We start from the raw sequence: 25,350 nt of genomic DNA on the forward strand, positions 1-25,350 counted from the left end.
CCCGGCTCAGAAGGGGAGTAGGCACATGAGCCTCATCGAGCTTGAACTCGAGCGACCTGGTAATCCCGTTGACACCATCGAGACGTTCGCCGCGTTGAACGACTGGACGTTCGAAAGGTCGGACGAAGACGAGATCACCATATCCCTGGAGGGGAGCTGGTGTGATTACCACGTCTCCTTCTCGTGGATGGAGGAAGTCGAAGCCCTTCATCTTGCCTGCGCTTTTGACCTCAAGGTCACCGAATTGCGCAAGACGGAAGTTGTCCGTCTGCTCGCACTGGTCAATGAACAGCTCTGGATGGGCCACTTCGATCTCTGGAACAAGGAGAACGTGGTGATGTTCCGGCAGTCGCTGCTTCTTGCGGGCGGTGCGGAGGCCTCCTCGGCACAGATCGAGGGAATGCTGACAAATGCCCTTGAAAACTGCGAACGTTTCTATCAAGCCTTTCAATTCGTCGTCTGGGCCGGTCATTCGGCAGCCGAGGCGTTGAATACGGCCTTGTTTGAAACCGCAGGAGAAGCATGAGCTTTTCAAAGGAACGGCCTTTCCTTCTTGTCGGAGCCGGCAAGATGGGTGGGGCAATGTTATCAGGCTGGATGGCGGAAGGGATTGATCCCGCCGCCATCGTGGTCAGCGACCCGCGTCTTTCCGAAGAGATGGACGCCCTCCTCAAGAAACACGGCATCCGCCATGTGACTTCGGTCCCGGATGACCTTACGGCTGGCATCGTGCTGGTGGCGATCAAGCCACAGCTCATGGACCAGGTCCTGCCCGGGCTGAAGTCTGCCGTTGCTGCCGACACGCTCGTGCTGTCGATTGCGGCTGGTACTCCGGTTGCCAAATTCGAGGAATACTTCGGCAAGGTGCCGATCTGCCGCTGCATGCCGAACACACCGGCCATGGTCAAGCGCGGCATCACGGCGGTGTATCCGACTGAGGCAGTTTCCGCTTCTTCCCGAGACGATGTCACCAAGCTTCTGTCGGCGGTCGGAAAGGTGGTCTGGCTCGACAGCGAAGACCAGATCGATCTGGTGACCGGTGTCAGTGGATCGGGCCCAGCCTATGTTTTCTTCCTCGCAGAAGCCTTGAGCGAAGCGGGCAAGCAGGCCGGGCTTCCCGAAGAGATAGCTCATGAGCTGGCCGTTGCCACGGTGTGCGGGGCAGGCGAGCTGATGCACCAGTCCGGTGAACATCCCTCCATCCTGCGCCAGAACGTTACCAGCCCGAACGGCACGACGGCTGCTGCGCTTGACGTGCTGATGCACGCCGAAGGATTGCAGCCGGTTATGAGCGAGGCGGTTGCCGCCGCCGTCAAACGCGCGCGGGAGCTGGCCGGCTGAGGTCGTCCCGGCAACACGGGTTTTATCAGACAAAAGGCCGCCGGAACTCCGGCGGCCTTTTGGTTCTCTGACCCGAAAGCCGAAGGGCCTTCGAGCAGCATGGCGCGATTACTGCGCGTTAATGGTCGAAACGGCAAGATTGGTCAGCTTGCTGTTTGCCGCCTTTTCCTGATCGAGAATGCCGGTCAGCAGGTCGTGGGCCTCATCGTGGCCGAGGACCTTCGCCCATTCGCGCAGCGTCCCGTAGCGGGCGATCTCATAATGCTCGACCGCCTGGCAGGCAGCCAGCAATGCTGCGTTCTTGGCCGCGCCGCTCGCCTCGCTAATGATGCCGTCGGTTTCCTTGATCAGGCCTTCAATGGCATCGCACTTCTCGCCTTCCGGCTTCTTTCCGAGCGACTTGAAGACCTGTTCCAGAACCTTGACCTGGGATTTCGTTTCTTCCAGATGCTCACCGATAGCATCCTTCAGTTTCTTGCCGTTTGCAGCTTCCTGCAGTTTCGGCATGGTCTTGGTCATGGTTTTCTCGGCGTAGTAGATGTCCTGAAGCGTATGCTCGAAAGCATCGGCAAGCGTTTTCATGGGGCGTCCTTTCACAAGATGCGCTTGGCCCGGGGCGGGGCTCGGCAAAGGTCTGTCAAAGCCACCCGGAGACGACCGGCGCGATGCTCCGTTTCAACGGGGCTTCGCGTGGGGGAACCGATCGCTCGGGCGGAACAGGCCATGAGAAAGGTGACCGGGAGTCCTTCCGGACACTCCGTAAACGGTCTCAGGCCCGTCAGTTCAGGAAACGCCGTGCCAGTCGGTTTGGTTCCTGTTCGGTGCCTGCATTTGCCTGAGAACCGCGTTCCTGGAGGGGCGTTCCGACAGCCTGCGGCAGCGGGCCGCCCTTTTCTGAAAGCATCTGCGATCCTATGTTGAGGGCAGAAAACACACAGGAGGGCCAGCAATGGCGACCGCGAAGACCAAGCAGAAGATCCTGAAGACCTTTCTCGATCTGTTGTCGGAACATCCTTATGAAGACGTCTCGCTGCCGTTGATCGCCGAGACGGCCAAGGTCAAGCTTTCCGAAATGCGCAGCGCCTATGCCTCCAAGCTGAAGCTGGTTGCCGCCTTCCTGGAACAGATCGACACCGCTGTTCTGGACGAACGCGACGAGGATATGGGCGACCAACCCCCGCGCGATCGTCTGTTCGACATCCTGATGAGCCGCATCGACGCCATGGCCGAACACAAGGAAGCCGTGCGTGCGCTCCACAAGGCGGCGCGAAAGGATCCCGCCCTTGCGCTTGACTTCAACGCCCTTGAAGTGCGCTCGCAGAAATGGATGCTGATCGCTGCCGGGATCGATGTTTCCGGGGTCAAGGCAACCGTCGTTGCCCAGGGTCTCTCCGTTGCCTTTGCCCGTGTCATCGGCGTTTGGCTGGACGAGGAAGACGAAGGCATGCCGCGCACCATGGCGCGCCTCGACAAGGAACTGGACAAGGGCACGTCCTTCATGAAGCGGCTGAACAAGCTGGACGGCGTTGCAAAAGGCATCCGGTCGTTCTTCCGCAAGGCATCTGAACGCTCTGGCCGCCGCGGTGACAGGGCGGAAAGTGGCCGGGAAGACACAGACCTCGGCGGAGAGGCCCCGGCAGGCGCCTGAGCGCTGCCCGGGCCTTGCGAACAGTCATCTGACCGTCCATGGTCGCTCGCGGAACAAAAGGAATGTTTTCGTGAGCGATCAGATCAGTTTTGACGATTTCCTGAAAGTGGATGTGCGTGTCGGCCGCGTTATCAAGGCCGAGGAATTTCCCGAAGCACGCAAGCCAGCCTACAAGATGCAGATCGATTTCGGTCCGGAAATCGGCATCAAGAAAACCTCTGCACAGATCACCAAACACTACACGCCGGAAACCCTTGTCGGAAAGCTGGTGATGGCGGTGGTCAACTTCCCGCCGCGCCAGATTGGCCCCGTCATGTCCGAAGTGCTGACACTCGGCGTTCCGGATGCCGATGGCGAAGTGGTGCTTTTGTCGCCGACCAAGGACGTTCCGATCGGCGGTCGGCTTTACTGATCCGGCGCGCCTGGCCCCGTCTCCAGGGACAAGCTCGTTTCAGGGTTGCAGATTTCGCGCAAGCCGGTTCTGGCGTTCGATCACCCTCGGCAGGTCGATTGTGGTGATCTGGCCGTCGTTGACGACCTGACGGCCCTCCACGAACAGGTGTTTGACGCGTGTCGGACCGGCGAGCAGCAGGGCCGCCGGATCCCAGCTGCCCGCGCTTTCTATGCCGGAAACATCCCACAGTGCGATATCTGCACGTTTGCCGAGGGCGAGCCGGCCGCAGTCCGGCCGGTTGAGAACATCGGCTCCGCCACGCGTCGCGATTTCCAGGGCTTCGCGGGCAGACATGGCATCCGCACCGTTGGCCACTCGTTGCAGCAGCATCGACTGGCGCGCTTCCAGGACCAGGTTGCCGGCATCGTTGCTGGCCGAACCGTCAACACCAAGGCCAACCTTCACCTGGGCGTCGCGCATTGCGCGAACAGGGGCAATGCCGCTGCCAAGCCGGCAGTTGGAGCAGGGGCAATGGGCAACGCCGGTGCCGCTGCCGGCGAACAACCGGATTTCCCGATCATCCAGTTTGACGCAATGGGCGTGCCAGACATCCGGCCCGGTCCAGCCGAGATCCTCGGCGTATTGACCCGGTCGGCAGCCGAATTTTTCCTGCGAGTAGGAAATGTCCTCATCGTTTTCCGCAAGATGGGTATGAAGCATAACCTTCTTGTCGCGAGCCAACAGAGCCGCATCACGCATCAGGTCCCGGCTGACCGAGAAGGGTGAGCAAGGGGCAAGGCCGACACGAACCATCGCGCCTTCTGACGGGTCGTGAAAGGCGTCTACGACGCGAATGGAATCTTCCAGAATGCTGGCTTCCCGTTCAACAAGGCTGTCGGGCGGAAGGCCGCCGTCGCTCTCGCCAATACTCATGGCGCCACGGGTCGGGTGAAAGCGAAGGCCGATCTCTCTTGCGGCGGCGATGGTGTCATCCAGCCGCGACCCGTTGGGATAGAGGTAGAGATGATCGGAGCTGAGCGTGCATCCGGAAAGTGCCAGTTCGGCAAGTCCGGTTTGCGCGGAAACGAACATTTCCTCCGGGCCGAAGCGGGACCAGATCGGGTAAAGGGTCTGCAGCCAGCCGAAAAGCAGGGCGTCCTGGCCGCCGGGAACGGCTCTGGTCAAGCTCTGGTAAAGATGATGGTGCGTGTTCACAAGGCCGGGTGTCACGACGCAGCCACGAGCGGACAGCGTTTCGCCGGAGGTCTCCAGATCTTTACCGATTTCCGCAATCACGCCATCACGCAGACGAATGTCGACGGCCGACAGTTCCCGGCGGTCATCATCCATCGTGAGGACGGTATCGGCATTTTTCAGCAGAATTTCAGGCATGGTGCATTCCTCAAGTCCCCGTCTCATCGGAATGCGCTCGGCTGGTGGAAAACGGGGGCAAGAACCAGCAAGCCATTTGGTAGAAAATTGATGTTTGCCCAGTCAACCGGAAATTGGGTGGCGATTGTGTTCGCTCACCTTGAAAGACTTTCAAATGAAACAAACTGGTGGCTGAAAAGGCAAGTCTCTCGGCCAGTATGGCGGCGAATTCCTGCCTGGAAAGTAAAGTTTTCCTATGCCGGGATACGCAGCCGTGCCCGCAAGCCGCCCATTGGACTGTCTTCGAGATAAAGATCGCCGCCATGGGCACGGGCAATATCACGGGCGATGGCAAGGCCGAGGCCGCTGCCGGTTTCATCCATGTTGCGGGCAAGATCCAGCCGATGGAAGGCCCTGAAGGCAATCTCGCGCTGGTCTTCGGGAATGCCCGGGCCGTCGTCGTCGACAGTGATGGTGATCCAGCCTCTGTCGACCCGGCCGAGTACTTCCACCCGGTTGCCGTACTTGCAGCCGTTGGTGACCAGGTTGGAGAGGCAGCGCTTCATCGACAGGCGCCGGATCTCGACTTCCGGGTCGCCTTCGAACCGGGTCCTTACATCGTGGCCCGAGATCTCCGCTTCTTCTTCCAGTTCCTCCAGAAGCAGCGACAGGTCGGTCTTCTGGATGTCCTCGTCGCCATCGCCGCTGGCAAAGGCCAGATAATCCTCGAGCATGTGGCTCATCTCGTCGACATCCTTGCGCATCGCCTCGCTTTCCGGCGAGCCACCGAGGAACGCGAGCTGCAATCTGAGACGCGTCAGAATGGTCCTGAGATCGTGGCTGACACCTGCAAGCATGGTGGTGCGCTGCTCGATCTGCCGTTCGATGCGCCGTCGCATGTCGATGAAGGCAAGGCTTGCCTGGCGAACTTCGCGTGCGCCGCTGGCCCGAAAGTTTTCCACCGGACGCCCTCTGCCGAAGGCCTCCGCCGCATTGGCAAGGCGCACGATCGGGCGGATCTGATTGCGCAGGAACAACAGGGCGATGATCACCAGAACCAGCGATGTGGAGAACATCCAGACCAGGAAGATGTGCGAGTTGGAGGCGTAGGTCTGGCTGCGCCTTGTGAAGACGCGCAGGATGGAATCCTTCAACTGGATGCGAATTTCGACGAAGCGGGACCGGCCGACCGTATCGATCCAGAACGGCTTGCCAATGCGCTGCCCGATCGCCTGGCTCAGTTCCTGGTCGATGACGTCGAAGAAAGGTTTGGGCGTGGGAGGGGGCAAGGGCTCAAGCGGTGTCACCGTCATGGACATGCCGAGCGCCCGCGAGGCGAGTTCCTCGATGTTGGCGTAGTCCGGATCCTGCGGATAGTTCTCCAGAACATAGACCACGGCCGCAATTTCGCGCACCACGGCTTCCGACATTCTGCGCGAAACCAACTGGTAGTGCCGCTCCATGAACACGAAGACGAGCACCGACTGCAGGATCACGATGGGGGCGACAATAATCAGGAAGGTCCGGGTGAACAGGCCCTTCGGCATGACCCGGTACATGAGCCTGGCGACCTGACGATAGACCGCCATCAGCGGTTTCAGGGGAACCGTCAGGGGAACGCGCCGGAAGAAGCTGTCGAGTCTCGCCATTTGTTTCCGGCTCAGTCGCACGCGAGCCTGTATCCGATGCCGCGCACCGTCTGCAGGTAGATCGGGTTCCCCGGATCCGTTTCGATCTTGCGGCGCAGCCGGTTGATCTGGACGTCGACCGTCCGTTCGCCCAGGCCGCTGTCATCACCGACGATCTTGTGGCGAGGAACAGTCGCGCCCGGTTGCTCGGCGAAAATTGACAGGATCTGCTTTTCCCTGTCGGTCAGGCGCACCATGGCCTCGCCATTCTTGAGTTCACCCCGGGAAGAATTGAACGAAAACGGGCCGAAGCGGATCTCTTCGCTGACAATGACCGGCTGCTGGTTGCCTCGGCGCAGGATCGCGGCAATGCGCAGCATCAGTTCCCGCGGTTCGAACGGCTTGGAAAGGTAATCATCGACACCGGCTTCCAGTCCGGCGATCCGGTCCGGGGCCTCGGAGCGCGCGGTGAGCATCAGGATCGGGACGGAAGAGTCCTGGCGCAGGGAAACGGCAAGTTCCAGACCGGTCTCACCCGGCATCATGACATCGAGGATGATCAGGTCGAACTCCAGCCCGGACAGGCACGTGCGGGCTTCGGCCGCATGGGCGGCCGCGGTCACACGATAGCCGTACTCCTTGAGCAACCTGGACAGAAGGTCCCTGATGCGCTTGTCGTCGTCGACCAGGAGAATGTGGTTGGCGTTGTCGTCAGGCACCTGGGCATTCATGTCGGCTTTGTCGTCCTTTTGTGACCTTTGCCAGTCAATCCTTCAGATCGTAGAGACTGCGTATCAGCTGCAGGATCTGAGGCCGCGCTTCGGGATCGATCATTCGGAGCAGAAACCTGCGGATAATTTCGTCGCTGCCATCTGGCAATCCAATTAGGGCGCGTTCAAGGCGCTTTTGCTGCAGGCTGGTAAGGTCCACAGCAAGGGCGTGCCCGCGTTCGGTGGTATAGAGCAGTCTCTGCCGCCTGTCGTGATGGCCTTCGCGCTGCTCGATGATGCCGGCGTCCACCAGTTGCTTGAGCACCCGGCCAAGGCTCTGCTTCGTGATCCGGAGAATGCCGAGCAGGTCAGTGACCATGATCCCCGGATTGCGATCCACAAAATGCAGAACACGGTGGTGTGCGCGGCCGAACTCGTACTTGGCCAGTACGTCATCCGGGTCACCGGTGAAGTCGCGATATGCGAAAAAAAGAAGCTCGATAAGGTCGTAGGACAGCGCGTTGGCGCCATCCGTATCGTCCCCTTCGGGCTGCCTGGGCCGAACCTCGTCCGTTTCCCGTCTGAGGGGCGGTTGGTCCGGTTTGAAATTTACGTCAGTCATATTGACTTAATTCTGGTCGATTGTTACTTCTATCCGGTCGCGAACGAAATGATCGGTCTTTTTGATGCATTTTCACGCATCAGATGATAAACGAATCCTATCATCGTCGCCGCGGCCATCAGGATACCGATAGTTGGCGTGCTGTGCAAAAAATACAGCGGTAAAAAAGGCGCAAGTCTTTGGCGTCATTTGCCTCTGTTAAAGAGAAAACAAAACAACGCTCATAGAGCGAGCGGGAGATGAAAAATGGCTGGAACGCCTTTTGATCAGCTCAGTGGTGATATCTGGTACGACGGCACTTTCGTGCCTTGGTCGGAAGCCAAACTGCATGTTCTCAGCCACGGACTGCACTACGGCAGCAGCGTGTTCGAAGGTGAGCGTGCTTATGGTGGCCGGATCTTCAAGTCCGAAGAGCATACGGAGCGCCTGCTTGCATCGGCGCGCATGCTCGGTTTCGAGATCCCGTACACTGCTGAACAGATCAACGCTGCCAAGGAAGAAACCCTGGCGCGCATGAACCTGACCGATGCCTATATCCGCCCCGTCGCCTGGCGCGGCAGCGAGATGATGGGTATTTCGGCTCAGCACAACACCATTCACCTGGCGATCGCCACCTGGGAATGGCCGAGCTACTTCAAGCCGGAGGAGCGCCTGAAGGGCATTCGCCTGGATATGGCCGAATATCGCCGTCCGGCGCCTGCAACGGCACCGTTCAAGGCGAAGGCTGCCGGTCTCTACATGATCTGCACCATCTCCAAGCATGCCGCGGAAGCCAAGGGCTACACCGATGCGCTGATGCTGGACTGGCGCGGCCAGGTGGCCGAGGCGACCGGCGCCAACGTGTTCTTCGTCAAGGACGGCAAGATCCATACGCCGACGCCCGACTGCTTCCTGAACGGCATTACCCGCCAGACGGTGATCGGTCTGGCACGCGACCGCGGTATCGAGGTTGTCGAGCGCGTGATCATGCCGGAAGAGCTGCCGGAATTCGAACAGTGCTTCGTTACCGGAACGGCCGCTGAAGTGACGCCGGTTTCCGAGATTGCCGGAAATACCTATCAGGTCGGCGATATCATCAAGACCCTGATGCAGGACTATGATGCTGCTGTGCGTCCGCAAACTCCGGCCCTGCAGGCCGCAGCAGGCTGATAGAACTGCCGCACGGCAAGGACCAGAAAGGCGGGCATTGGCCCGCCTTTTATTTTGCGGTTATGTCGGAATGCGCCGTCAAAAGGAGCTTGCCGAGTAACTTGGCGCGTTCCACCGACCGGTCGCCATGAAGCGGCCAGGTCTGCGTCAGACCTTCCAGAAGAAGCGAGAGTTCGATTTCACAGCCCGCAAGTCCTGTTGCGCTGGCGGCGCGGTCGGCCACCTGTGTCTTGTGTTCCTTCAGGAGGTCAAACAGCTTCTCGTCATGGGGAGCAGATGCCACAGCGGCATGGAACAGGCAGCCCCTCGTGGTTTCGGTTTCCATCCAGCTGGCGACCCGGTCGAGGATTTCCCCAAGAGCTTGTTCCGGGTTGGCCGGCAAGTCGCCAAACACCAGTTTCAGGTAGCGCCGGTGCCGATGCTCCAGGGCCGCGTAGACCATGTCTTCCCGCGACGGCACGTATTTGTACAGGGTGCGAAGGCTTACGCCCGCCGCATCTCTCAAATCTCCCACGCTTGGTGAGGCAAAGCCGTTTTCGGCAAATGCCCGCTCAAGTCCCGAAGCAATCCTGGTCATGGTGTCGGTCATGCTTGACTATGTAGAATGATCGTTCTACACGTGGCAAGTAGAACGATCATTCTACCAAAGGAAAGCGTATGGCGATCCCCGAAAAGATGAGCGGTGTCGTGCTGACGGGGCACGGCGGACTTGAGAAGCTGGTCTGGCGGACAGACCTGCCGGTTCCCGTGCCCGGAAAGAACGAGGCTCTGATCCGTGTCGGTGCGTCGTCGGTCAACAATACCGATGTGAACACCCGAACGGGGTGGTACTCCAAGACCGTGCGTGGCGACACCGCCTCCGGCGCGGCTGACGGATATTTGGCCGACACCGGAGCGGATGGCAGTTGGTCCGGCAAGCCTTTGACCTTCCCGCATATTCAGGGCGCTGATTGTTGTGGTGAAATCGTTGCGGTTGGCGACGGCGTCCCGGCGAGCCGGATTGGCGAACGAGTTCTGGTGCGGGCGCTTCAATCCGTCGAAGCAGATGGTCCGGAACCTGCAATCTGGACCTTCGGGTCAGAGAGCAACGGTGGATTTGCACAATACGCGACGGCAAGATCTCACGATGCGCTTGCGATAAACTCCCGACTGAGCGACATCGAACTGGCTTCGTTTCCCTGCGCCTTTTCCACGGCTGAAGGAATGATGCAGCGCGCTGGTGTCAAGGCTGAGCGTGTGCTGATCACAGGGGCGTCCGGCGGGGTCGGCTCTGCGGCGATTCAGCTTGCCAAGCGCCGGGGGGCGCATGTCACGGCGGTTACCAGCCGGGAAAAAGCAGCCGACTTGCGGCTTCTTGGAGCCGACGAAACACTGGATCGGGACGCGGTTCCGCCCCAACAGTCCTTTGACGTTGTGCTGGATCTCGTTGGCGGCCCTTCCTGGGGCAAGCTGATCGATGCGCTTTGCAACAGAGGGCGCTACGTCACATCGGGTGCGATAGCCGGGCCGATTGTCGAACTGGATCTTCGGACGCTCTACCTGCGTGATCTGATGCTTCTTGGAAGCACCTATCAGCCGGACAACGTCTTTCAGGACCTGGTGAGCTACATCGAAGCGGGCGAGATCCGGCCGGTGGTTGCTGAAACCTATCCCTTGCGCGAGCTGCGTGTCGCGCAGGAAAAGTTCCTGGAAAAAGCCTTCATCGGAAAAATCGCGATTGATGTCGGCGCGTGAGGCGCCGACATCAACAACTCATTCTCAGTCCTGGGACTGCTTGTCGTGCATGGCGTGGAACATGCGGCCACGCTCGGCGTAGAGAATGCAGCCGATGGCACAAAGTCCATAGACTGTGTAGGCGAGGCCAAGGGGCTGGGTCGTGCCATCAAAAAGCTGCCCCATGATGTACCCCAGGATCGCGCCGCCAAGCGTCGAAATGGTGCCGATGACGGAGGAAGCGGTTCCGGCGATGGCGCCGAGCGGTTTCATGGCCATGGCATTGAAATTCGCGCCCAGGAAGCCGAAGCTGGTCATGATCAGCGTTGCCAGTATCATGAACGCCCAGAAGTTCTCCAAACCTAGAAACGCCAGAAGCCACACGATAAATCCGAGCGCGGTGTAGACGACCGCAGCCCCATGGGAAAGCCGCCGCATGCCGATGGCTTCCACCAGCTGCGCGTTGGTGAAGGACGCACCGGCCATGGTGATGGCAATGGCAGCGAAGACGATCGGGAACAGCGTCCCAAGGCCGAAAATGTCGACAAAGATCTGCTGCGACATGGCCAGGAACGAGAACAGGCCGCCAAAAATGAATGCGGTGCCGACGGTGTATCCAAGGCTCACGCGGGTGGTCAGAGCCGTCATATAGGCACTGACGATGGTGGAGACTTCCATCGGGCGGCGGTTTTCGACCGCCAGGGTTTCCGGCATCCTGAGGGCGGACCAGATCATCATCGCGACGCCGTAAATGAGCAGAAGCGCGAAGATCCAGTGCCAGCCGGCAATCAGGAGAACTGCCTGGCCGATGGACGGCGCGACCACGGGAACGGCCATGAAGACCATCATCACCAGTGACATGACCTTGCCCATGCGCCTGCCGGTGTAGCAATCGCGCACGACGGAAAGCGCCGTGACACGGGCTGCCGCACAGCCGATGCCCTGAAGGACGCGCGCGAGCAAAAGCGTGTCGAGATCCATCGCGAAGATGGCACCGATACTGGCAAGGCTGTAAAGCGCAAGGCCGCCGACCAGGATGCCGCGCCGCCCCAGTGCGTCTGTTACCGGGCCGAAGAAGAGCTGCGCGCCGCCAAAACCCACCAGATAGGACAGGAGCACAAGCTGGCGGTTGTTCTCCTCAACGATGTTGAGTGCATCGCCAATCGCGGGCAGGGCCGGCAGCATGACGTCGATGGCCATGGCATTCAGCGCCATGATCATGGCGATGATGGCGACAAACTCGGCAAAGGGAATGCCTGGCTCGCGCAGAACTTCTGAAGAAGAGCCTGAAGCACCCTTTTCTGCCGCCGGCGTTGCGGCGGCTGTGCCGGAGGGTTCACTGTCGTGTTTCACGGGGTCGGACCAATTCAAATGGGTGGGCTGCCGGGGCAGCCGCAAAGCTTGAGAATGGGAAAGAAGCGGCAGAGCGGCCTTGAATCAATAGCAGACTATTCGCTTGTGCAGCTCAGGTCCAGCGTGCGGCGTCCGTGTCGTCTTCGGTTTTCGCTTCCACCCAGGCTCCGGTGCCGCCTTCCGCAGGGTGTTCCTTCTTCCAGAAGGGGGCGCGGGTCTTCAGGTAGTCCATCAGGAAGTCGGCAGCCTCGAATGCGGCCCGGCGGTGGGAAGAGGCTGCGATCACCAGAACGATGTTATGCCCTGGTGCGATCTTGCCGAAGCGGTGGATCACGGTGAGGCCCGTCAGCGGCCAGCGCTCTGCCGCTTCTCCCGCAATCCGGGTCAATTCGGCTTCGGCCATGCCGGGATAGTGTTCCAGTTCCAGTGCCGCCAGGGTTCCGGCTTCATCCCGGCACAGACCTGTGAAGGTCACCAGCGCACCGACGTCCTTGCGTCCTTCTGTAAGACGACGGCTTTCGGCCTGCAGGTCGAAGTCTTCTGCCTGGACGCGGACAAGCGGGGTTGTGGCCATCGTTCAGCCGCCTGTCATGGGCGGAAAGAAAGCAACTTCCCGGGCATCGCCAAGCGTAGCGTCGGTTTCCACATGCATCTGGTCAAGTGCGACGCGAATGGCGTCTTCTTCCTCGAACGCGGCGGCGTGATTGTCGTCGAGTGTCTTCAGATGCGAGATCAGATCAGCAACTGTCGCAACCGATGCCGGAACCTCGATGGTTTCCTCTTCGACGCCGACCCGTTCACGGACCCAGGCGAAATAGCGGATGTTCATGAAACCTCCAGGTGGTGTGCGGTCAGGGCCGGAATGAAGGCGCCTATTCCGTTATCAGATGGCCGATGCCGGCCCGGAAATAATCGTAACCCGTATATAGGGTAAGCAGGGCGGCGAGCCAAAGTGCCACGAGGCCTGTTTGCGTCGTATAGGCGAACACGGTGTCGCCAGCCGGGCCAGCAAGCAAAAAGGCGACAGCGATCAACTGGACGGTGGTCTTCCACTTGGCAAGCTTGGTAACGGGAACGCTGACCTGCAGTTCGGCCAGAAATTCGCGCAGTCCCGAGACCAGGATTTCCCGGCACAGGATGATGATTGCCGCGATCATGGTCCAGCCGTAGATGGTTCCGTCACCGGCCAGCATCAGGAGGCTGACGGACACCAGCAGCTTGTCGGCAATCGGGTCGAGCATGCGCCCGAGCGCGGACTGCTGTTGCCAGGCACGCGCCAGGTAGCCATCGAAGAAATCGGTGATCGCTGCCAGAACGAACAGCGCAAGCGCAACCCAGCGGGCTGTGTTGCCTTCGAAATAAAAACAGACCGCAACCGCAGGAACCGCCAATATGCGCCCATAGGTGAGGAGATTGGGCAGGCTCAGGACAATATTTCGTTTCATGTCGGCTTTCGGATTTCGGGCTGAACCCGGCGCTTTCGGCCCGGGATACGGGTTCCCGGCAGCGCCATGACTATTCATTTCCGGTGAAGATCCGGTCCTTGCTCAATCGAATATGCTATCGCCGACCTGGTCAATCATCAATTTGGCCTTGCGGATCATCTCGTTGGCCGCAGCTTCCTCGTCCGGCAGCGTGTCTGCACGAATGAAGGTATGCACCTTGGTTGTCTCGCCAACCTGCTTTTCAATCCGACCGCTGACCTGCCATTGGCCGTTCGACAGCTGGGGCTGAGCGACGATCAGGTAACCGTCATAGTCCACCGTCGTTGCCTTCGAGGCGCCTTTGTTGCCGTCTCCGGAAGAGCCGAAAAGGGATTTGAACATCTTGCCGAGCATCTGAGGCCTCAATCCGTTTCATTTGCCCCCTTTTACGAGGGGCGGGGAAGGGCTTCAAGGGGAGAGGCCGGAGAAGCTTGCGGGAATTTGCATTCTTCAGCGCAAGGTGATGGCGCAGAGGCATCTCGTCCGGCCTGCTCACCTGTTCCGCGACTTGAGGTTCCTGCGTTGTCTGGCTTGAAGACCTAGCGATCGAGCACGACGAAACCCTGACGTTCGAAGGCTTCGCGCGCGTCGGGGGCCTGGAGATAGGCTAGAAACTCTTCTTCCGCAGGTGAGTCCCGATTGGCCAGATCCGCCACCGGATACACAATCGGCGGATGGCTTTCTGCCGGAAAGGTTCCAACGACAGTCACATTGTCCTCTGCCACGGCGTCCGTGGCATAGACAATGCCGTAGGGCGCTTCACCCGTTGCCACCAGCGCAAGCGCGGAACGGACATTGTCCGACTGCGCTACACGTGGTTCCGCCTCGTCCCACAGCCCGAGGCTTTGCAGGGCTGCCTTGCCGTAGATGCCTGCGGGCACGGCATCGACCAAAGCCATGGCAAGACGGTTGTCGCCCAGGATTTCGGGGAGGTTCAGATCGGCCGAAATATCGAGCGGCTTTGCTTCACGGCCATGTGCAATCAGGACGAGGGAATTGTTCAACAGGTCGAACCGGGTGCCGACCTCCAGCAGCCCGTCCTTTTCCAGAACATCCATCCAGTCCGGATTCGCCGAGATGAAGATGTCCGCCGGTGCTCCCTGCTGGATCTGCCGCGCCAGCGCCGAAGAGCCCGCAAGTGATATCACCAGATCGTGTCCGGTGGCTGCTTCGAAACGCTGTTCGATCTCTTCCAGGGCGTCCGCCAGGCTTGCTGCGGCAAAAACGGTGACTTCCCCCGCTGCCGCAGTGGTTGGCTGAGCCGCAAGGCCTGCAAGAAAGGCCGCACCAGCCAGAGAGCGCAAGCAGGCGAAGAGACTGGAATTGGACATGCAGCTGGTTCCTCAAAATTGCGATATGTTTCTTCGGGAATATCGCAGGCGAAGCTGTCAAAAGGCAAGCGTTATATTCCGTCGGGAATATCGCTCAGCAGGGTTTTCAGCTTTTCAATGTGCGGGTCTCCGGCGGCACGCGCCTTCAGTTCAATCGCGCGATACTCCTCGAGAACGGCGAGGCCGGTCTCGGTAATCTGCGCCCCACCGCCTTTTGCACCGCCGCGGCTGCGTTCCACGAGGGGGGAGCGGAACATGGCATTGAGGGTTTCCACTAGTTGCCAGGCCCGCTTGTAGCTCATGCCCATCTCACGGCCCGCGGCCGCTATCGATCCGGTGCGCTGAATGCGTTCCAGCAACTCGGCCTTGCCGGGGCCCATCATTTCGTCCGGGCCGAACACGAGGCGGATGCGGAACCGGGGACTGCTGTCTTCGTCTCTCATGCGCCGATATTGACCTTGCCGGCCACGCCTGGACAAGGCGCAAATTTCGGTTCCGCGGGTTTGTCCAAGTGTGCCGGCGAGGTCGTCGCCGACGGATTGGCTCAGCGTACGGTAGACCCGGGCAATCCCGGACCGGTGCGCAGGTACCGCGCACCGGCTCGTTTGGTCTATTCGGCAGCCTCTTCCATTGGGCTCTGCCGCACTGTGGCAAGCTCGTTTTCATCTTCCCAGCCGGGAGCATCGTCGAAGGCGACAACGGGGCGCTGTTTCTTCCGGTTGAGCAACAGTCTGGTGGCGTCCCGCTTGGCATAATGACCCGCCGGATCGGCAGCTGCCTTGGCGAAGGCGATCATGCCGAGGTCGATGTCCGCAAAGACGAGGCCTTCTTCGTCCTGAGCGATCTGAGTGCCGATTTCCTGTCCGTCCGGGGCGTAAATGCGGGTATAGCCGCCGCCGAGCGGGCATAGTGCTTCCTTTTCCGGATCGCCCTGGCAGAGCTCGTCCTGGATGTCCCTGGTGACCAGCGAGCAGGGTGCAAGCACGAAACAACCGCCTTCAACCGCGTAGATCATCGACGCCGCGTTGTTGACTTCGTGGCCAAGGGCGTAGGCCGTGCCCTTGTAGAGGTGGAGATTGGGCCAGGCGGCACAATGGATCTGCTCGTTCTGGGCATACATGGCGTATTTCGACAGCGGTTGCAGGTGTTCCCAGCAGGCCAACTGGCCAATGCGGCCGAGGGAGGTTTCGACCACCGCAAGATCAGAGCCGTCGCCTTCGCCATAGACCGTGCGTTCCACGTGGGTGGGTTTCAGCTTGCGCCGGCGGTTCACGACCGTGCCGGTCTCGTCGAAATGCCATTGGGCTATATAAAGCGAGCCGCCGTCACGTTCCGAGCAGCCCATGGAAAGCTGGATGTTGTTTTTCAGGCAGGCGTCGGCCAGGCGCTTTTCATGGTCCGAACCGGCTACGATGGAATTTTCGAAATAGCGTCCGGCAAACTGCATCTGCCAGGCGACGGGGCCGAGCCAGATGTAGTTTGGATAACCGGGCAGCCAGGTTTCGCTGAAGGCGACCAGTCTGGCTCCGGCTGATGCAGCTTCCTCGATCAGGCGCACGGCCTTGTCGATGCCGGCATCAAGATCGAGAAAACAGGGGGCAGCCTGGACGGCTGCGACTTTGAATTGCTTGGTCATGTGATGTCCTCCTAGGCCTCCCAGCCTGCCGGAGTGAAGAAGAGATTACTTTTGTCCCTGAGCCAAAAAACTTGCGTTTTTGGGCAGACTGCCGAAAATCGATCAGTCGAACACGGAAACGGATATGAGCGGTCAGGCCTCATACAGCACAGTGGACATCGCCCCGCGCGATCGCTTCGCCTATTGGCGGGAAGCAGTCTGTGACTCTTATGTCCAGCTGGGCTGTGAAGCGGGCGAGGGCCCCGGTTTCGTCGGCAGTCTGGATATCGAGCGCCATTCGGCCCTGTCCGTTTCCAGAGTGTCCGGGACAGCCCACAGGGTGGTGCGGCGTCCCAGCGACATCCGGTCGGCGTCGGAAGCCGATTTCCTCGTCAGCCTGCAGACCGCAAACTACTCGCGTCTGACCCAATTCGGAAAAACATCGGTGCTGCGTCCCGGCGACATGGTGGTCTATGACAGCACCCAGCCCTATTGTCTGGATCTGACGGAACCCTTCTCGCAAACGGTCCTGCAGTTTTCGAAGGCAAGTCTGCTCTCCCGATTGCCATTTGCCGAGACGCTCGGCGGAACCTGGATCGACGGGCAAAGCGACATCGGCCGTCTTGTGCGGGAGAGTATCCTGGCGTTTTCAGCTCACCTGAACAGCGGTTCTCCGGTGTTTGCCTCAACACTTCAGGAAACGCTTCTGGACCTTGTGGCGACCGGGCTGGCGGGCAGCCGCAAGAGCGAGCTGGCGCTTTCGTCGTTCGATCGTCAGATCCTGCTCAGGGCACGCAGCTGCATTGCGCGCCGCATTCACGATCCGGAGTTGGACCGGAACCAGGTGGCGTCGGCCACCGGACTGTCGGTACGGCGTCTCAACGCGATCTTCCAGTGCGAAGGGTCTTCGATTGCAGGCGAAATCCGGCAGAAACGACTGGAGGTCGTTGCAGCGGCACTGCATGACCCGAGATTTGCAGCGATGTCGATCAGTGAAATCGCGATGCGCTGCGGGTACAACAATCTGCAGCATTTCTCGACACTGTTTCGCAAGGCTTTTGGCCGTTCGCCCCGGCAGTACCGGGGCGAGGAAGAGTAATCGCGGTAAAGTGTCCCGCGAAGGTGAAATCAGGAAGAGGCCTTGGCTGACTTAAGCTCGTCGCGGATTTCGATCAGGACGTCGATTTCCGACGGGCCGGTCTTGACCTCAGGCTCGACGTTGTCCGGCTTTTCAGCCATGGACTTGATCCGGTTGACCGACTTCACAAGCATGAAGACGACAAACGCGATGATCATGAAGTTGATGCAGGACGTCAGAAAGGCTCCATAGGCGAAAACGGCGGCCCCGCTCTCACGAGCGGCGGCAAGACCGGTGCCGGCAGGAACCTCCCCGGACAGAACGACATACATCGAGGTGAAGTCGATGCCGCCGATGATGAGCCCGATAATCGGGTTGATCAGGTCATTGACCAGGCTGGTGACGATGGCGGTGAAAGCTGCGCCGATGATGATGCCGACGGCAAGGTCCATGACGTTGCCCTTGGCGATAAAGTCGCGAAATTCCTTGATCATATGCATACCCCAAAAGTCTTCGGATCGCTGACCAGAGTGCGCGCGGTAGCACCTTCAACGAATTGGGCTGCGGCGGGGCTTCTTGTCAGAAAAACCGATAATCCTGCTCTGGGGGGCTTTGTCCATCACAAAGTGAGGGCACTGCGACCGGTCCGAGGTGCGGTTCTGAAAGGTTCCGAACGGAAAGTGGCGATCAGCCCAGCTTCCGCTCGCTCCAGTGACGGCGGCAGAGGGAGACATACTTGTCATTGCCACCAATAACGACCTGGTCGCCTTCCTCGACGATCTTGCCGTCCGCATCCAAGCGGGCAACCATGGTCGCCTTGCGTCCGCACCAGCAGATGGTCTTGATTTCCTTCAGATTATCCGCAAGCGCCAGCAAGGCGGCGCTGCCGGGGAAGAGCTTTCCCTGGAAATCCGTTCTGAGTCCGAAGCACATCACCGGAATGCGCAGCGTGTCGGCCACCCGGGCGAGCTGCCAGACCTGGTCTTCCGTCAGAAACTGGGCTTCATCGACGAAGACCGCGTCGACCTTCTTCGCTTCGTCGGCGCGCAGTATGTGATCAAAGACGTTGTCAGCCGAGTTGAAGACATCGGCATCCGCTCCCAACCCGATACGCGATGCGATCCGGCCCTTGCCGCCCCGGTCGTCGAACGCGGCGATCAGGAGCAGCGTGTTCATTCCGCGCTCCTCGTAGTTATAGGCGGCCTGCAACAGGACGGTCGACTTGCCGGCGTTCATCGAGGAGTAGTTGAAATAGAGTTTGGCCATGCGGAACTTTGGGAATCGGTCTTGAAGTTGCGGGCAGTTTTCAGGAAACCACCCGGAGCCTCAAACACTTTCCGGTTGAAGTCACAGGCAATGTCGCAATTTTCAGGTGCCGGGCGCAGGTCGCCGAAGTCAGTTGGTCGGCGTCTGGGCGATCTCCACGATCAGCGGCAAATGATCGGAACCGATATCGGGGCCAAGGGAAACGTTGACGATCTGGATGTCCCTGGAAACGGCGAACTGGTCGACAGGCGCACCGAGGATCCAGTGCAGGCTGTAGTCGAAGAAGAAGCGCGTCGTCTGCGGCCATCCGTCCGGATAGGCCGTCTTCAGCCCGTTTCGTGTCAGTGTCTGCTGGAACCGGGCAGACCAGGGTGAACTGTTCCAGTCGCCGATCGCCAGAATGTTGCTGCCGTTGTCGGCCTTCAAGGTATCGATGACGTTATCGGCCTCGTCGAAATAGCGGCGCTTGTTCTCCCAGCGGATCTTCGAACGCGGGCTGTCCGGATGAATGACCAGGAGATGCAGCGGCGCCGAGCCGGTGTCGACGGAGAGCGACAGCAGTTCCCTGTCGCCATCGTAATAGACATTGGCTCCGGGAGGGACATCGCCAGAGATGACACGGGTTTCTTCCGACGTCAGCGGAAAGCGGGAATAGACCGCCAGGCCCCCCAGGTCTCCGACCTTCAGGTATTCGGGAAATCCGTTCTCGCCGGCACCGCCGGTCGGCAACCCCAAGCGTTGCCAGCGGCGTTCCTGAAGCCACCACAGCACTTCCTGAAACACCACGACATCAGGCTGCTCCTTTTCCAGAAAGGCTTGCAACACCTTGTCCCCCAGAAACAGGTGTTCAAGATTGATGGAGACGATCTTGAGCGGACGGTCTCCCGGCGCCGCGGGACCAAGGGGCTTGGTGTTGGCAAGCGTGCGAGCTCCGGTGAACCCGGCCAGGCTGAGAAAGGCGATCACGGCCACGAACCAGGTCAACCGGTACAGCAGACGAAGGCTGTGGCGAACGAGGAAACCGGCCGCGCCGCCAAGACACCCTGCCAGGCCTGCGGCCAGAAACTGTCTCAGGAAGAAGCTCATGTTGTCCGCAAGCCAGACGTCCGGCGCCAGAAAGGCAAGCAGGCCGAGCACACTGACTGCAATGGCACCAAGGCTGCCGCACCAGCCGATCAGGGATAATACGCTATGGATCAGGGAACGCGGTTTAGCCTGGGGCTTTCGAAACATGGCAGCCTGGGTCCGATTTCATGAGAAGGCGGCTGTGCTTAGCACGGACTGCGCGGAAGGTGCGACCTGTTTTGCCGCAAAGTCAGTTCGCCTTTGCTTCGAGCGCTGCCAGCAGCGGCTGAATATGCGCTTGATAAGCCTTCCAGCGCCCGACGGACGAGCCATAGACAGGTCGGCGTGCCTGCTCGCGGCTAAAGGTGAAGATCTGGGTGGTCTCATCAGGGGGCTTCAGGCAATCGTCGTCCCAGTCCAGGCCGGTATGGGCGAGCAGGGCCCGACTTTCCGTCTCATTGTCGCTGACAAGGCTTTCATAGGACTGATGCCTCAAGGCAACCGGCAGAACCTCTGACCAGTGGGCCATCAGATCACGGTAGAGATTGAAATAGCGGCCGAGTGAAGCCTGGCTCTCATTGTAGGAATGATGCGGCGGTAGCGGCGTCATGTAGATCGAAAGACAGGTGTCTTCCGCGCTCCGCGTCACATGCACGAAACTGGCGTTGGGAAAAAGAAGGGCGAGAAGCCAGAGGTTTTCGTAATTGTGAGGCATCTTGTCGATTACACGGTGCGCTCTCTTGTCGATATCCTCCAGATGGGAGAGATAGCGGCGGCCGATGCGCTGAGCGTCCTGCCGTGTCATCTGACGGGCAGTCTCAAAGAGTTGCGGGCCGTGTGTCTGGCCGGACGCCAGACCATGAATCCGATCGGGGATGAACTGAAGCTCCCCCGCGGCCCGTGCGACGGGGTGCCGGCCGATGATCCGCTCGACGAGGGTCGTGCCGGAGCGAGGCATGCCGAAAACGAAAACCGGCCTGTCACTTGAAAGCGCCCAGTCCTTCCGCTGTTCGAAAAACTCCCGGTCAAAGATGGCCTTGCAGCTTTCCACGAAGGCTTTCTGGATGTCCGGGTCGTGGGCGGGGTAAAGGCCCGTCCGGTATCCGTCGAAAAAGGAAAATGCCTTGCCGGTGTCGCCTGCGGCGTCGCAAATCTTGCCTGCGGCAAACGCAAGACGGGTGACTTCGGCGGTCGCGGCACCTTGAGGCAGGTTCGAAAGATGCCGTTCAATCCCCTCAAGGACACTCGCCTTGAGAGTTTCGTCCTGAGCTTCGGCAGCCGCGGTCAGGATTGCGGGATCGGAAGGCGCCTCGGTGAAGGCGGTGCGAATATGATTTTCAGCAAGCTCCCGATTGCCGAGCGTCATTTCCAGTTCGAAGAGGCCGAGATGAGCACGTGGCGACTGCGGATCAGCCTTCAGAGCCTGCTCGAAGGCCTGCCGGGCAAGTCCGGAGCGCCGGAGATCGGCGTAGACTTCACCGAGGACGCGTTGCGCGTATTCAGACCCCGGGGCGAGCGACGCTCCCTTGCGCGCATGAGGCAGTGCGTCTTCGCTGCGCCTCTCGATGTTGAGCGCACTTGCGAGTGTGGTGTGAACCACTGCTTCCTTTTTCGCGCCTTTTGCGGCCTCTTCCAGATGCGGGATCGCCTGCGCGGTCCGGCCGAAGGAAAGGCAGGCGATGCCCAGGCCATACCTTGCCCGGGCATTGCGCGGATCATTCTGGAGCACTGCCTCCAGAAGCGCCTGAGCGCGGTCGAATTGTCCTGCTTGAAGAAGAGCGAAAGCTTGTTCGGTCGGATCTGGGTGCATCTTTGTCCGGTGGTCTGCACCGCACAAGCGGCTGGTCTCGCGAACACACCCGTTTCCAAAAAAGGCGCGAAAGACGCGCCGGGTGCCGGTTTGTCGCTACAGCTTGTGATAAACCGGCCTGAAGATGCAACCCTCCGGTGTCAGGTTTCGATCCCTGCAAGTCCTTCGAGTAGCGGGCCAATGTGATCCCGGTACTTTTCGAAACGGTTCACGGCCCCAGTATGAATGGGTTGCCTGACCTGGGCCATGGAGAAGGTGAAGACCTGCGCCTCATTGCTTTCGTGATGGCGGCAGGCATCGTCCCATGCCAACCCGGCGTGACTAATCAGTGCGGGGCGCTCCGTATCCGGATCGCTGACAAGGGTCTCGTAGGACTGATTGCGAATCTCAACCGGCAACACCGTGCTCCAGTGCGCCATCAGGTTTCTGTAATGGCCATAATAATGGGCGAGCGATTGCTGGCTTTCACAGTAACCGTGCTTGCCGGGCAGGGGCGTCATGTAGATGGAGACGCAGGTGTCGGCCGGGTTGCGGCTGACATGGCAGAAATGTGCATTTGGGAACAGGAGGGCGATCAGCCAGAGGTGCTCGAAATTCTGCGGCATCTTGTCGATCACGCGGGCACTTTTCTTGCTGAAACCGTCGAGCAGGGTCAGGTACTTGCGGCCGATGCGCTGGGCGCTCTTGCGGTCGAGGGCCAGGGCGGCGTCGAAGAAGGCGTTGTCACCGGTGTGGCCTTCCGTCAGGCCATCAATCTGTTCGTCAAAGAAACTCAATTCACCTGCGGCAGTCGCCTTGGGATGAGCGGACAGGATGGCCTCGACCAGCGAGGTGCCTGATCGCGGCATGCCGAAGACAAAGACGGGCCTGTCGCTGGTGAGGGCATAATCCTTGCGATCTTCGAAAAACTGTTTCGAGAAGACTTCCCGGCAGGTTTCGACATGGCGTTCCTGCCGGTCGGCATCATAGTGGCCGTAAAGGTCGTTTCGATGCTGCCCGAGATAGTGAAAGGCCTTGGGTGTGTCGCCGGTGTCGTCGCAGATCTTGCCGGCTGTGAAGGCAAGCCTTGCCCGCTCGACCTTTGCCATCGGCCGGTCCACATCGTTCAGCAGGGTCTCGATCTTTTCCAGCGCCTCTTTCTTCAGCGAAAGGTCGGAGAGGTCCCTTGCACTGATGAGAACCGAGGGTTCCTCGGGAGCCAGTTCCAGTGCACGCCGGAAATGGGTTTCGGCCTCGTCCATCTTGCCGAGCGAGACTTTCAGCCGTGAGAGCGCCAGATGTGCGATCGCCGAAGCCTCGTTGATAGCAAGCGCGTTTTGAAAGGCATGTTCGGCCATGACGGGCCGCCGCAGCCTTGCGTAGATCTCGCCCAGGGTGCGGTGGGCGAATTCGGACTTGGCGTCGAGGGCGACTGCCTTGCGCGCATATGGCAGGGCCTCCTCGAAACGGTTGTCGAGGGTGAGGGCATCTGCAAGTGTAGCGAAGATGACGGCTTCCTTCTTCGCGACCTTCGCGGCAGCTTGTAGATGTTCGATTGCCCGGGATGCGTGACCATGGGTCAGATAGATGACACCAAGCCAGTGATTGACCTGCGGATCGCGCGGATTGGCAGCATTGAGATCGGTCAGGATCTCCAGCGCCATGCCGTAATCCTTTGCGTCGATGCACCGAAGCGCGGCTTCCAACGGGTTTGACACTCTCAGAATTCCTTGGCTTTGGCAAAATCATTGGCCGGGAGGAGCCGCCGGCCGGACGTCCTATTCATGAAAATGGTCATAGACCAGTTTGGCAATCGCCTCGGAAATGCCGGGCACGGCGGCCAGGTCGTCGACCCCTGCCTTGGAGACGGCCTTGGCCGTGCCGAAGTGGCGCAACAGGGCCTTCTTCCGCGTCGGACCAACACCCGCGATCTCATCCAGCGGGTTCCTGGTGATGTCCTTCTTGCGGCGGGCCCGGTGGCTACCGATGGCAAAGCGGTGCGCTTCGTCGCGCAGGCGCTGGACGAAATAGAGGACGGGGTCGCGCTCGGGCAGCATGAAGGACTGCCGGCCGGGGATGAAGAATTTCTCCCGTCCGGCATCCCGGTCCGGACCCTTGGCGATGCCGACGAGCGGGACATCGGTGATGCCGAGGCTTTCCAGCGTCTCGCGGGCCGCTGTCAGCTGGCCCTGGCCACCGTCGATGAGCACCAGTTCCGGCCAGGCCGGTACGCCGGTATCGGCAGGCGCCGTTTCCAGTTCGCCCTCATCGGTATCCTGGAGGGCTGGGTCGACCGCTTCCGGTTTGCTGTCTTCGCGGGCGTGTTCCTTCAACAAACGGGAGAAGCGCCGCGTCAGCACTTCGCGCATCATGCCGTAGTCGTCGCCCGGGACGAGATCTTCCGACTTGATGTTGAACTTGCGGTACTGACCCTTGGCGAAGCCTTCCAGGCCGGCAACAATCATGCCGCCCACCGCATTGGTGCCCATGATGTGGGAGTTGTCGTAGACCTCGATCCGGCGCGGCGGTTGGGGCAGGTCGAAAGCTTCCGCAACGCCTTTCAGCAAACGGGCCTGGCTGGAGGTTTCCGCAAGTCTGCGGCCGAGCGCCTCGCGTGCATTGGTCAGTGCGTGGTCGACCAGTTCCTTCTTTTCCCCGCGTTTGGGGCAGGCGACGTCGACCTTTCGGCCTGTGCGTTCGGAGAGCGCCTGCGCGAGAAGGTCCTGTTCGCTCAATTCGTGGGAGAGCAGGATCTGACGTGGAGCGGGTTTATCGTCATAGAACTGCGCCAGGAAGCTTTCCAGAATATCGGCTTCCTCGAAGGACTTGTCGGCCTTGGGGAAGTAGGCCCGGTTGCCCCAGTTCTGTCCGGTGCGGAAAAAGAACACCTGCACGCAGGTCTGGCCGCCTTCCTGGTGGATGGCAAAAACGTCGGCTTCCTCGACCGACTGCGGATTGATGCCCTGATGCGCCTGAATGTGCGACAATGCCGACAGGCGGTCGCGGTAGATGGCGGCGCGCTCGAACTCCAGATCGGCGGACGCGGCTTCCATCTGCTTTGCAAGCTGAGTCTTGATCAACTGGCTGCGGCCGGAAAGGAAGGCCTTGGCCTCCGACACCAGACCGGCATAATCCGCCGGATCGATTTCCCGGGTGCAGGGGCCTGCACAGCGCTTGATCTGATACTGCAGGCAGGGCCGGGAGCGGTTTTCGTAATAGCTGTCCGAACAAGTCCGGATCAGAAAGGCTTTCTGGAGCGCATTGATGGTGCGGTCGACCGCGCCTGCCGAGGCAAAGGGGCCGAAGTACTCACCCTTGCGCTTGCGGGCACCGCGATGCTTGACGATCGCGGGGGATTCATGATCGCCGGTCACCAGGATATAGGGAAAGGACTTGTCGTCGCGCAGCAGCACGTTGAACCGTGGCCGCAGGCGCTTGATCAGGTTGGCTTCCAGAAGCAGGGCTTCCGGCTCTGTCTGGGTGACGACGAATTCCATCGACGCCGTCGCCAGGATCATGCGCATGATCCGGTTGGACTGGCCCTGCAGGCGCGTGTAGCTGGTGACCCGTTTCTTGAGGCTGCGGGCCTTGCCGACGTAGAGAACCTCGCCGTTTTCGTCCAGCATCCGGTAGACGCCCGGCCCGTTGGGCAGGCGCTTGACCTCGTCGGCAATGACCTCGACGCCCTTGCGTGCGGGGGCATTGCCGGTCTCCGGCGCGGATTCGGCGCTTTTTTCAGAATCAGTATCGTCCTGCATGCCAGACATTTAAGCCGCACAAGGCAATAGGGAAA

At 60.1% G+C, this 25,350-nt stretch carries 27 protein-coding genes; 7 read left to right on the forward strand and 20 right to left on the reverse strand.

Going from position 1 to position 25,350, the window contains the following annotated elements; genetic code table 11:
• Positions 1-25: 25 nt before the first annotated feature.
• Together FIU93_RS12910 and proC are read left to right on the forward strand one after the other, a co-directional pair.
• Positions 26-526, forward strand: coding sequence for a YbjN domain-containing protein (locus FIU93_RS12910; RefSeq protein ID WP_022998082.1), 501 nt, complete (start codon positions 26-28; stop codon positions 524-526).
• On the forward strand, positions 523-1,341 hold the full coding sequence (proC, locus tag FIU93_RS12915; protein WP_152505780.1) for a pyrroline-5-carboxylate reductase: 819 nt from the start codon (positions 523-525) through the stop codon (positions 1,339-1,341). Before FIU93_RS12910 ends, proC begins: the two co-directional genes overlap by 4 nt.
• Before the next feature lie 108 nt (positions 1,342-1,449).
• Here the strand turns inward: proC and FIU93_RS12920 are convergent, their stop codons facing one another.
• Complete coding sequence (locus tag FIU93_RS12920) at positions 1,450-1,923, reverse strand: ferritin-like domain-containing protein (protein WP_055655871.1); 474 nt, start codon at positions 1,921-1,923, stop codon at positions 1,450-1,452.
• Between the two features lie 367 nt (positions 1,924-2,290).
• Here FIU93_RS12920 and FIU93_RS12925 point away from each other — a divergent pair, with 367 nt between their 5' ends.
• Entirely contained in the window at positions 2,291-2,989 is a 699-nt protein-coding gene (locus FIU93_RS12925; RefSeq protein ID WP_055655868.1) for a TetR/AcrR family transcriptional regulator, read from the forward strand.
• 70 nt (positions 2,990-3,059) lie between these two features.
• Positions 3,060-3,401, forward strand: coding sequence for a tRNA-binding protein (locus tag FIU93_RS12930; RefSeq protein ID WP_022998077.1), 342 nt, complete (start codon positions 3,060-3,062; stop codon positions 3,399-3,401).
• Positions 3,402-3,440: 39 nt separating this feature from the next.
• Here the strand turns inward: FIU93_RS12930 and FIU93_RS12935 are convergent, their stop codons facing one another.
• From FIU93_RS12935 to FIU93_RS12950, 4 genes are all read right to left on the reverse strand, one after another.
• A complete protein-coding gene (locus FIU93_RS12935; protein ID WP_152505781.1) occupies positions 3,441-4,775 on the reverse strand; it encodes an 8-oxoguanine deaminase in 1,335 nt (444 codons plus the stop codon).
• 233 nt (positions 4,776-5,008) lie between these two features.
• The gene (locus FIU93_RS12940) at positions 5,009-6,343 is read right to left on the reverse strand and encodes an ATP-binding protein (RefSeq protein WP_208984330.1); all 1,335 of its coding nucleotides are present in this window, start codon (positions 6,341-6,343) and stop codon (positions 5,009-5,011) included.
• 71 nt (positions 6,344-6,414) lie between these two features.
• A complete protein-coding gene (locus tag FIU93_RS12945) occupies positions 6,415-7,113 on the reverse strand; it encodes a response regulator transcription factor (RefSeq protein ID WP_152505782.1) in 699 nt (232 codons plus the stop codon).
• 34 nt (positions 7,114-7,147) lie between these two features.
• Positions 7,148-7,714, reverse strand: a complete 567-nt coding sequence (locus FIU93_RS12950) for a MarR family winged helix-turn-helix transcriptional regulator (RefSeq protein ID WP_173017312.1) — start codon at positions 7,712-7,714, stop codon at positions 7,148-7,150.
• A 246-nt stretch (positions 7,715-7,960) separates the two neighbouring features.
• On the opposite strand from FIU93_RS12950, the gene FIU93_RS12955 reads away from it, so the two are divergent.
• Positions 7,961-8,863, forward strand: coding sequence for a branched-chain amino acid aminotransferase (locus tag FIU93_RS12955; protein WP_022998071.1), 903 nt, complete (start codon positions 7,961-7,963; stop codon positions 8,861-8,863).
• A 49-nt stretch (positions 8,864-8,912) separates the two neighbouring features.
• Here FIU93_RS12955 and FIU93_RS12960 read toward each other — a convergent pair whose 3' ends face one another.
• The gene (locus FIU93_RS12960; protein WP_286202427.1) at positions 8,913-9,440 is read right to left on the reverse strand and encodes a TetR/AcrR family transcriptional regulator; all 528 of its coding nucleotides are present in this window, start codon (positions 9,438-9,440) and stop codon (positions 8,913-8,915) included.
• Positions 9,441-9,520: 80 nt separating this feature from the next.
• Between FIU93_RS12960 and FIU93_RS12965 the strand changes: the two genes are divergently transcribed.
• Positions 9,521-10,597, forward strand: a complete 1,077-nt coding sequence (locus FIU93_RS12965; RefSeq protein ID WP_152505784.1) for an alcohol dehydrogenase family protein — start codon at positions 9,521-9,523, stop codon at positions 10,595-10,597.
• 24 nt (positions 10,598-10,621) lie between these two features.
• On the opposite strand, the gene FIU93_RS12970 is transcribed toward FIU93_RS12965, so the two are convergent.
• The 8 genes from FIU93_RS12970 to FIU93_RS13005 form a co-directional block, all read right to left on the reverse strand.
• Positions 10,622-11,845: a multidrug effflux MFS transporter gene (locus FIU93_RS12970; protein WP_173017438.1), complete on the reverse strand. Its 1,224-nt coding sequence runs from the start codon at positions 11,843-11,845 to the stop codon at positions 10,622-10,624.
• A 196-nt stretch (positions 11,846-12,041) separates the two neighbouring features.
• On the reverse strand, positions 12,042-12,503 hold the full coding sequence (locus FIU93_RS12975; protein ID WP_152505786.1) for a molybdenum cofactor biosynthesis protein MoaE: 462 nt from the start codon (positions 12,501-12,503) through the stop codon (positions 12,042-12,044).
• 3 nt (positions 12,504-12,506) lie between these two features.
• Complete coding sequence (gene moaD, locus FIU93_RS12980) at positions 12,507-12,758, reverse strand: molybdopterin converting factor subunit 1 (RefSeq protein WP_152505787.1); 252 nt, start codon at positions 12,756-12,758, stop codon at positions 12,507-12,509.
• A 43-nt stretch (positions 12,759-12,801) separates the two neighbouring features.
• Positions 12,802-13,374, reverse strand: coding sequence for a CDP-diacylglycerol--glycerol-3-phosphate 3-phosphatidyltransferase (gene pgsA, locus FIU93_RS12985; RefSeq protein ID WP_022998065.1), 573 nt, complete (start codon positions 13,372-13,374; stop codon positions 12,802-12,804).
• Positions 13,375-13,476: 102 nt separating this feature from the next.
• Positions 13,477-13,767, reverse strand: a complete 291-nt coding sequence (locus FIU93_RS12990) for an HlyU family transcriptional regulator (RefSeq protein ID WP_022998064.1) — start codon at positions 13,765-13,767, stop codon at positions 13,477-13,479.
• 185 nt (positions 13,768-13,952) lie between these two features.
• Complete coding sequence (gene modA / locus FIU93_RS12995) at positions 13,953-14,744, reverse strand: molybdate ABC transporter substrate-binding protein (protein WP_152505788.1); 792 nt, start codon at positions 14,742-14,744, stop codon at positions 13,953-13,955.
• Between the two features lie 71 nt (positions 14,745-14,815).
• Positions 14,816-15,187 (reverse strand): winged helix-turn-helix domain-containing protein, encoded by a 372-nt coding sequence (locus FIU93_RS13000; protein WP_022998062.1) that lies wholly within the window; start codon positions 15,185-15,187, stop codon positions 14,816-14,818.
• Positions 15,188-15,354: 167 nt separating this feature from the next.
• Complete coding sequence (locus FIU93_RS13005) at positions 15,355-16,380, reverse strand: carbon-nitrogen hydrolase family protein (RefSeq protein WP_152505789.1); 1,026 nt, start codon at positions 16,378-16,380, stop codon at positions 15,355-15,357.
• 124 nt (positions 16,381-16,504) lie between these two features.
• Between FIU93_RS13005 and FIU93_RS13010 the strand changes: the two genes are divergently transcribed.
• Positions 16,505-17,458, forward strand: coding sequence for a helix-turn-helix domain-containing protein (locus tag FIU93_RS13010; protein WP_152505790.1), 954 nt, complete (start codon positions 16,505-16,507; stop codon positions 17,456-17,458).
• A 29-nt stretch (positions 17,459-17,487) separates the two neighbouring features.
• On the opposite strand, the gene mscL is transcribed toward FIU93_RS13010, so the two are convergent.
• From mscL to uvrC, 6 genes are all read right to left on the reverse strand, one after another.
• Complete coding sequence (gene mscL / locus FIU93_RS13015) at positions 17,488-17,931, reverse strand: large conductance mechanosensitive channel protein MscL (protein WP_152505791.1); 444 nt, start codon at positions 17,929-17,931, stop codon at positions 17,488-17,490.
• A 193-nt stretch (positions 17,932-18,124) separates the two neighbouring features.
• Positions 18,125-18,703, reverse strand: coding sequence for a thymidine kinase (locus FIU93_RS13020; protein WP_022998058.1), 579 nt, complete (start codon positions 18,701-18,703; stop codon positions 18,125-18,127).
• Between the two features lie 129 nt (positions 18,704-18,832).
• A complete protein-coding gene (locus tag FIU93_RS13025; protein ID WP_152505792.1) occupies positions 18,833-19,936 on the reverse strand; it encodes an endonuclease/exonuclease/phosphatase family protein in 1,104 nt (367 codons plus the stop codon).
• Between the two features lie 82 nt (positions 19,937-20,018).
• Complete coding sequence (locus FIU93_RS13030) at positions 20,019-21,578, reverse strand: tetratricopeptide repeat-containing sulfotransferase family protein (RefSeq protein ID WP_152505793.1); 1,560 nt, start codon at positions 21,576-21,578, stop codon at positions 20,019-20,021.
• A gap of 140 nt (positions 21,579-21,718) precedes the next feature.
• On the reverse strand, positions 21,719-23,275 hold the full coding sequence (locus FIU93_RS13035) for a tetratricopeptide repeat-containing sulfotransferase family protein (protein ID WP_152505794.1): 1,557 nt from the start codon (positions 23,273-23,275) through the stop codon (positions 21,719-21,721).
• Between the two features lie 60 nt (positions 23,276-23,335).
• Positions 23,336-25,315 carry an excinuclease ABC subunit UvrC gene (uvrC, locus tag FIU93_RS13040; RefSeq protein WP_152507582.1) on the reverse strand — a complete coding sequence of 660 codons (1,980 nt, stop codon included), beginning with the start codon at positions 25,313-25,315 and terminating at the stop codon, positions 23,336-23,338.
• Positions 25,316-25,350: the final 35 nt, after the last annotated feature.

It is taken from the genome of Labrenzia sp. THAF35 (genome assembly GCF_009363595.1).
Classification (GTDB): domain Bacteria; phylum Pseudomonadota; class Alphaproteobacteria; order Rhizobiales; family Stappiaceae; genus Roseibium; species Roseibium algicola.

What these genes read in the sequence shown, in the direction of transcription:
- FIU93_RS12910 (WP_022998082.1), top strand. Translation starts at nt 26, where the DNA reads ATGAGCCTCATCGAGCTTGAACTCGAGCGACCTGGTAATCCCGTTGAC.
- proC (WP_152505780.1), top strand. Translation starts at nt 523, where the DNA reads ATGAGCTTTTCAAAGGAACGGCCTTTCCTTCTTGTCGGAGCCGGCAAG.
- FIU93_RS12920 (WP_055655871.1), bottom strand. Translation starts at nt 1,923, where the DNA reads ATGAAAACGCTTGCCGATGCTTTCGAGCATACGCTTCAGGACATCTAC.
- FIU93_RS12925 (WP_055655868.1), top strand. Translation starts at nt 2,291, where the DNA reads ATGGCGACCGCGAAGACCAAGCAGAAGATCCTGAAGACCTTTCTCGAT.
- FIU93_RS12935 (WP_152505781.1), bottom strand. Translation starts at nt 4,775, where the DNA reads ATGCCTGAAATTCTGCTGAAAAATGCCGATACCGTCCTCACGATGGAT.
- FIU93_RS12940 (WP_208984330.1), bottom strand. Translation starts at nt 6,343, where the DNA reads ATGGCGGTCTATCGTCAGGTCGCCAGGCTCATGTACCGGGTCATGCCG.
- FIU93_RS12945 (WP_152505782.1), bottom strand. Translation starts at nt 7,113, where the DNA reads ATGAATGCCCAGGTGCCTGACGACAACGCCAACCACATTCTCCTGGTC.
- FIU93_RS12950 (WP_173017312.1), bottom strand. Translation starts at nt 7,714, where the DNA reads ATGACTGACGTAAATTTCAAACCGGACCAACCGCCCCTCAGACGGGAA.
- FIU93_RS12955 (WP_022998071.1), top strand. Translation starts at nt 7,961, where the DNA reads ATGGCTGGAACGCCTTTTGATCAGCTCAGTGGTGATATCTGGTACGAC.
- FIU93_RS12960 (WP_286202427.1), bottom strand. Translation starts at nt 9,440, where the DNA reads ATGACCAGGATTGCTTCGGGACTTGAGCGGGCATTTGCCGAAAACGGC.
- FIU93_RS12965 (WP_152505784.1), top strand. Translation starts at nt 9,521, where the DNA reads ATGGCGATCCCCGAAAAGATGAGCGGTGTCGTGCTGACGGGGCACGGC.
- FIU93_RS12975 (WP_152505786.1), bottom strand. Translation starts at nt 12,503, where the DNA reads ATGGCCACAACCCCGCTTGTCCGCGTCCAGGCAGAAGACTTCGACCTG.
- moaD (WP_152505787.1), bottom strand. Translation starts at nt 12,758, where the DNA reads ATGAACATCCGCTATTTCGCCTGGGTCCGTGAACGGGTCGGCGTCGAA.
- pgsA (WP_022998065.1), bottom strand. Translation starts at nt 13,374, where the DNA reads ATGAAACGAAATATTGTCCTGAGCCTGCCCAATCTCCTCACCTATGGG.
- FIU93_RS12990 (WP_022998064.1), bottom strand. Translation starts at nt 13,767, where the DNA reads ATGCTCGGCAAGATGTTCAAATCCCTTTTCGGCTCTTCCGGAGACGGC.
- modA (WP_152505788.1), bottom strand. Translation starts at nt 14,744, where the DNA reads ATGTCCAATTCCAGTCTCTTCGCCTGCTTGCGCTCTCTGGCTGGTGCG.
- FIU93_RS13000 (WP_022998062.1), bottom strand. Translation starts at nt 15,187, where the DNA reads ATGAGAGACGAAGACAGCAGTCCCCGGTTCCGCATCCGCCTCGTGTTC.
- FIU93_RS13005 (WP_152505789.1), bottom strand. Translation starts at nt 16,380, where the DNA reads ATGACCAAGCAATTCAAAGTCGCAGCCGTCCAGGCTGCCCCCTGTTTT.
- FIU93_RS13010 (WP_152505790.1), top strand. Translation starts at nt 16,505, where the DNA reads ATGAGCGGTCAGGCCTCATACAGCACAGTGGACATCGCCCCGCGCGAT.
- mscL (WP_152505791.1), bottom strand. Translation starts at nt 17,931, where the DNA reads ATGATCAAGGAATTTCGCGACTTTATCGCCAAGGGCAACGTCATGGAC.
- FIU93_RS13020 (WP_022998058.1), bottom strand. Translation starts at nt 18,703, where the DNA reads ATGGCCAAACTCTATTTCAACTACTCCTCGATGAACGCCGGCAAGTCG.
- FIU93_RS13025 (WP_152505792.1), bottom strand. Translation starts at nt 19,936, where the DNA reads ATGTTTCGAAAGCCCCAGGCTAAACCGCGTTCCCTGATCCATAGCGTA.
- FIU93_RS13030 (WP_152505793.1), bottom strand. Translation starts at nt 21,578, where the DNA reads ATGCACCCAGATCCGACCGAACAAGCTTTCGCTCTTCTTCAAGCAGGA.
- uvrC (WP_152507582.1), bottom strand. Translation starts at nt 25,315, where the DNA reads ATGCAGGACGATACTGATTCTGAAAAAAGCGCCGAATCCGCGCCGGAG.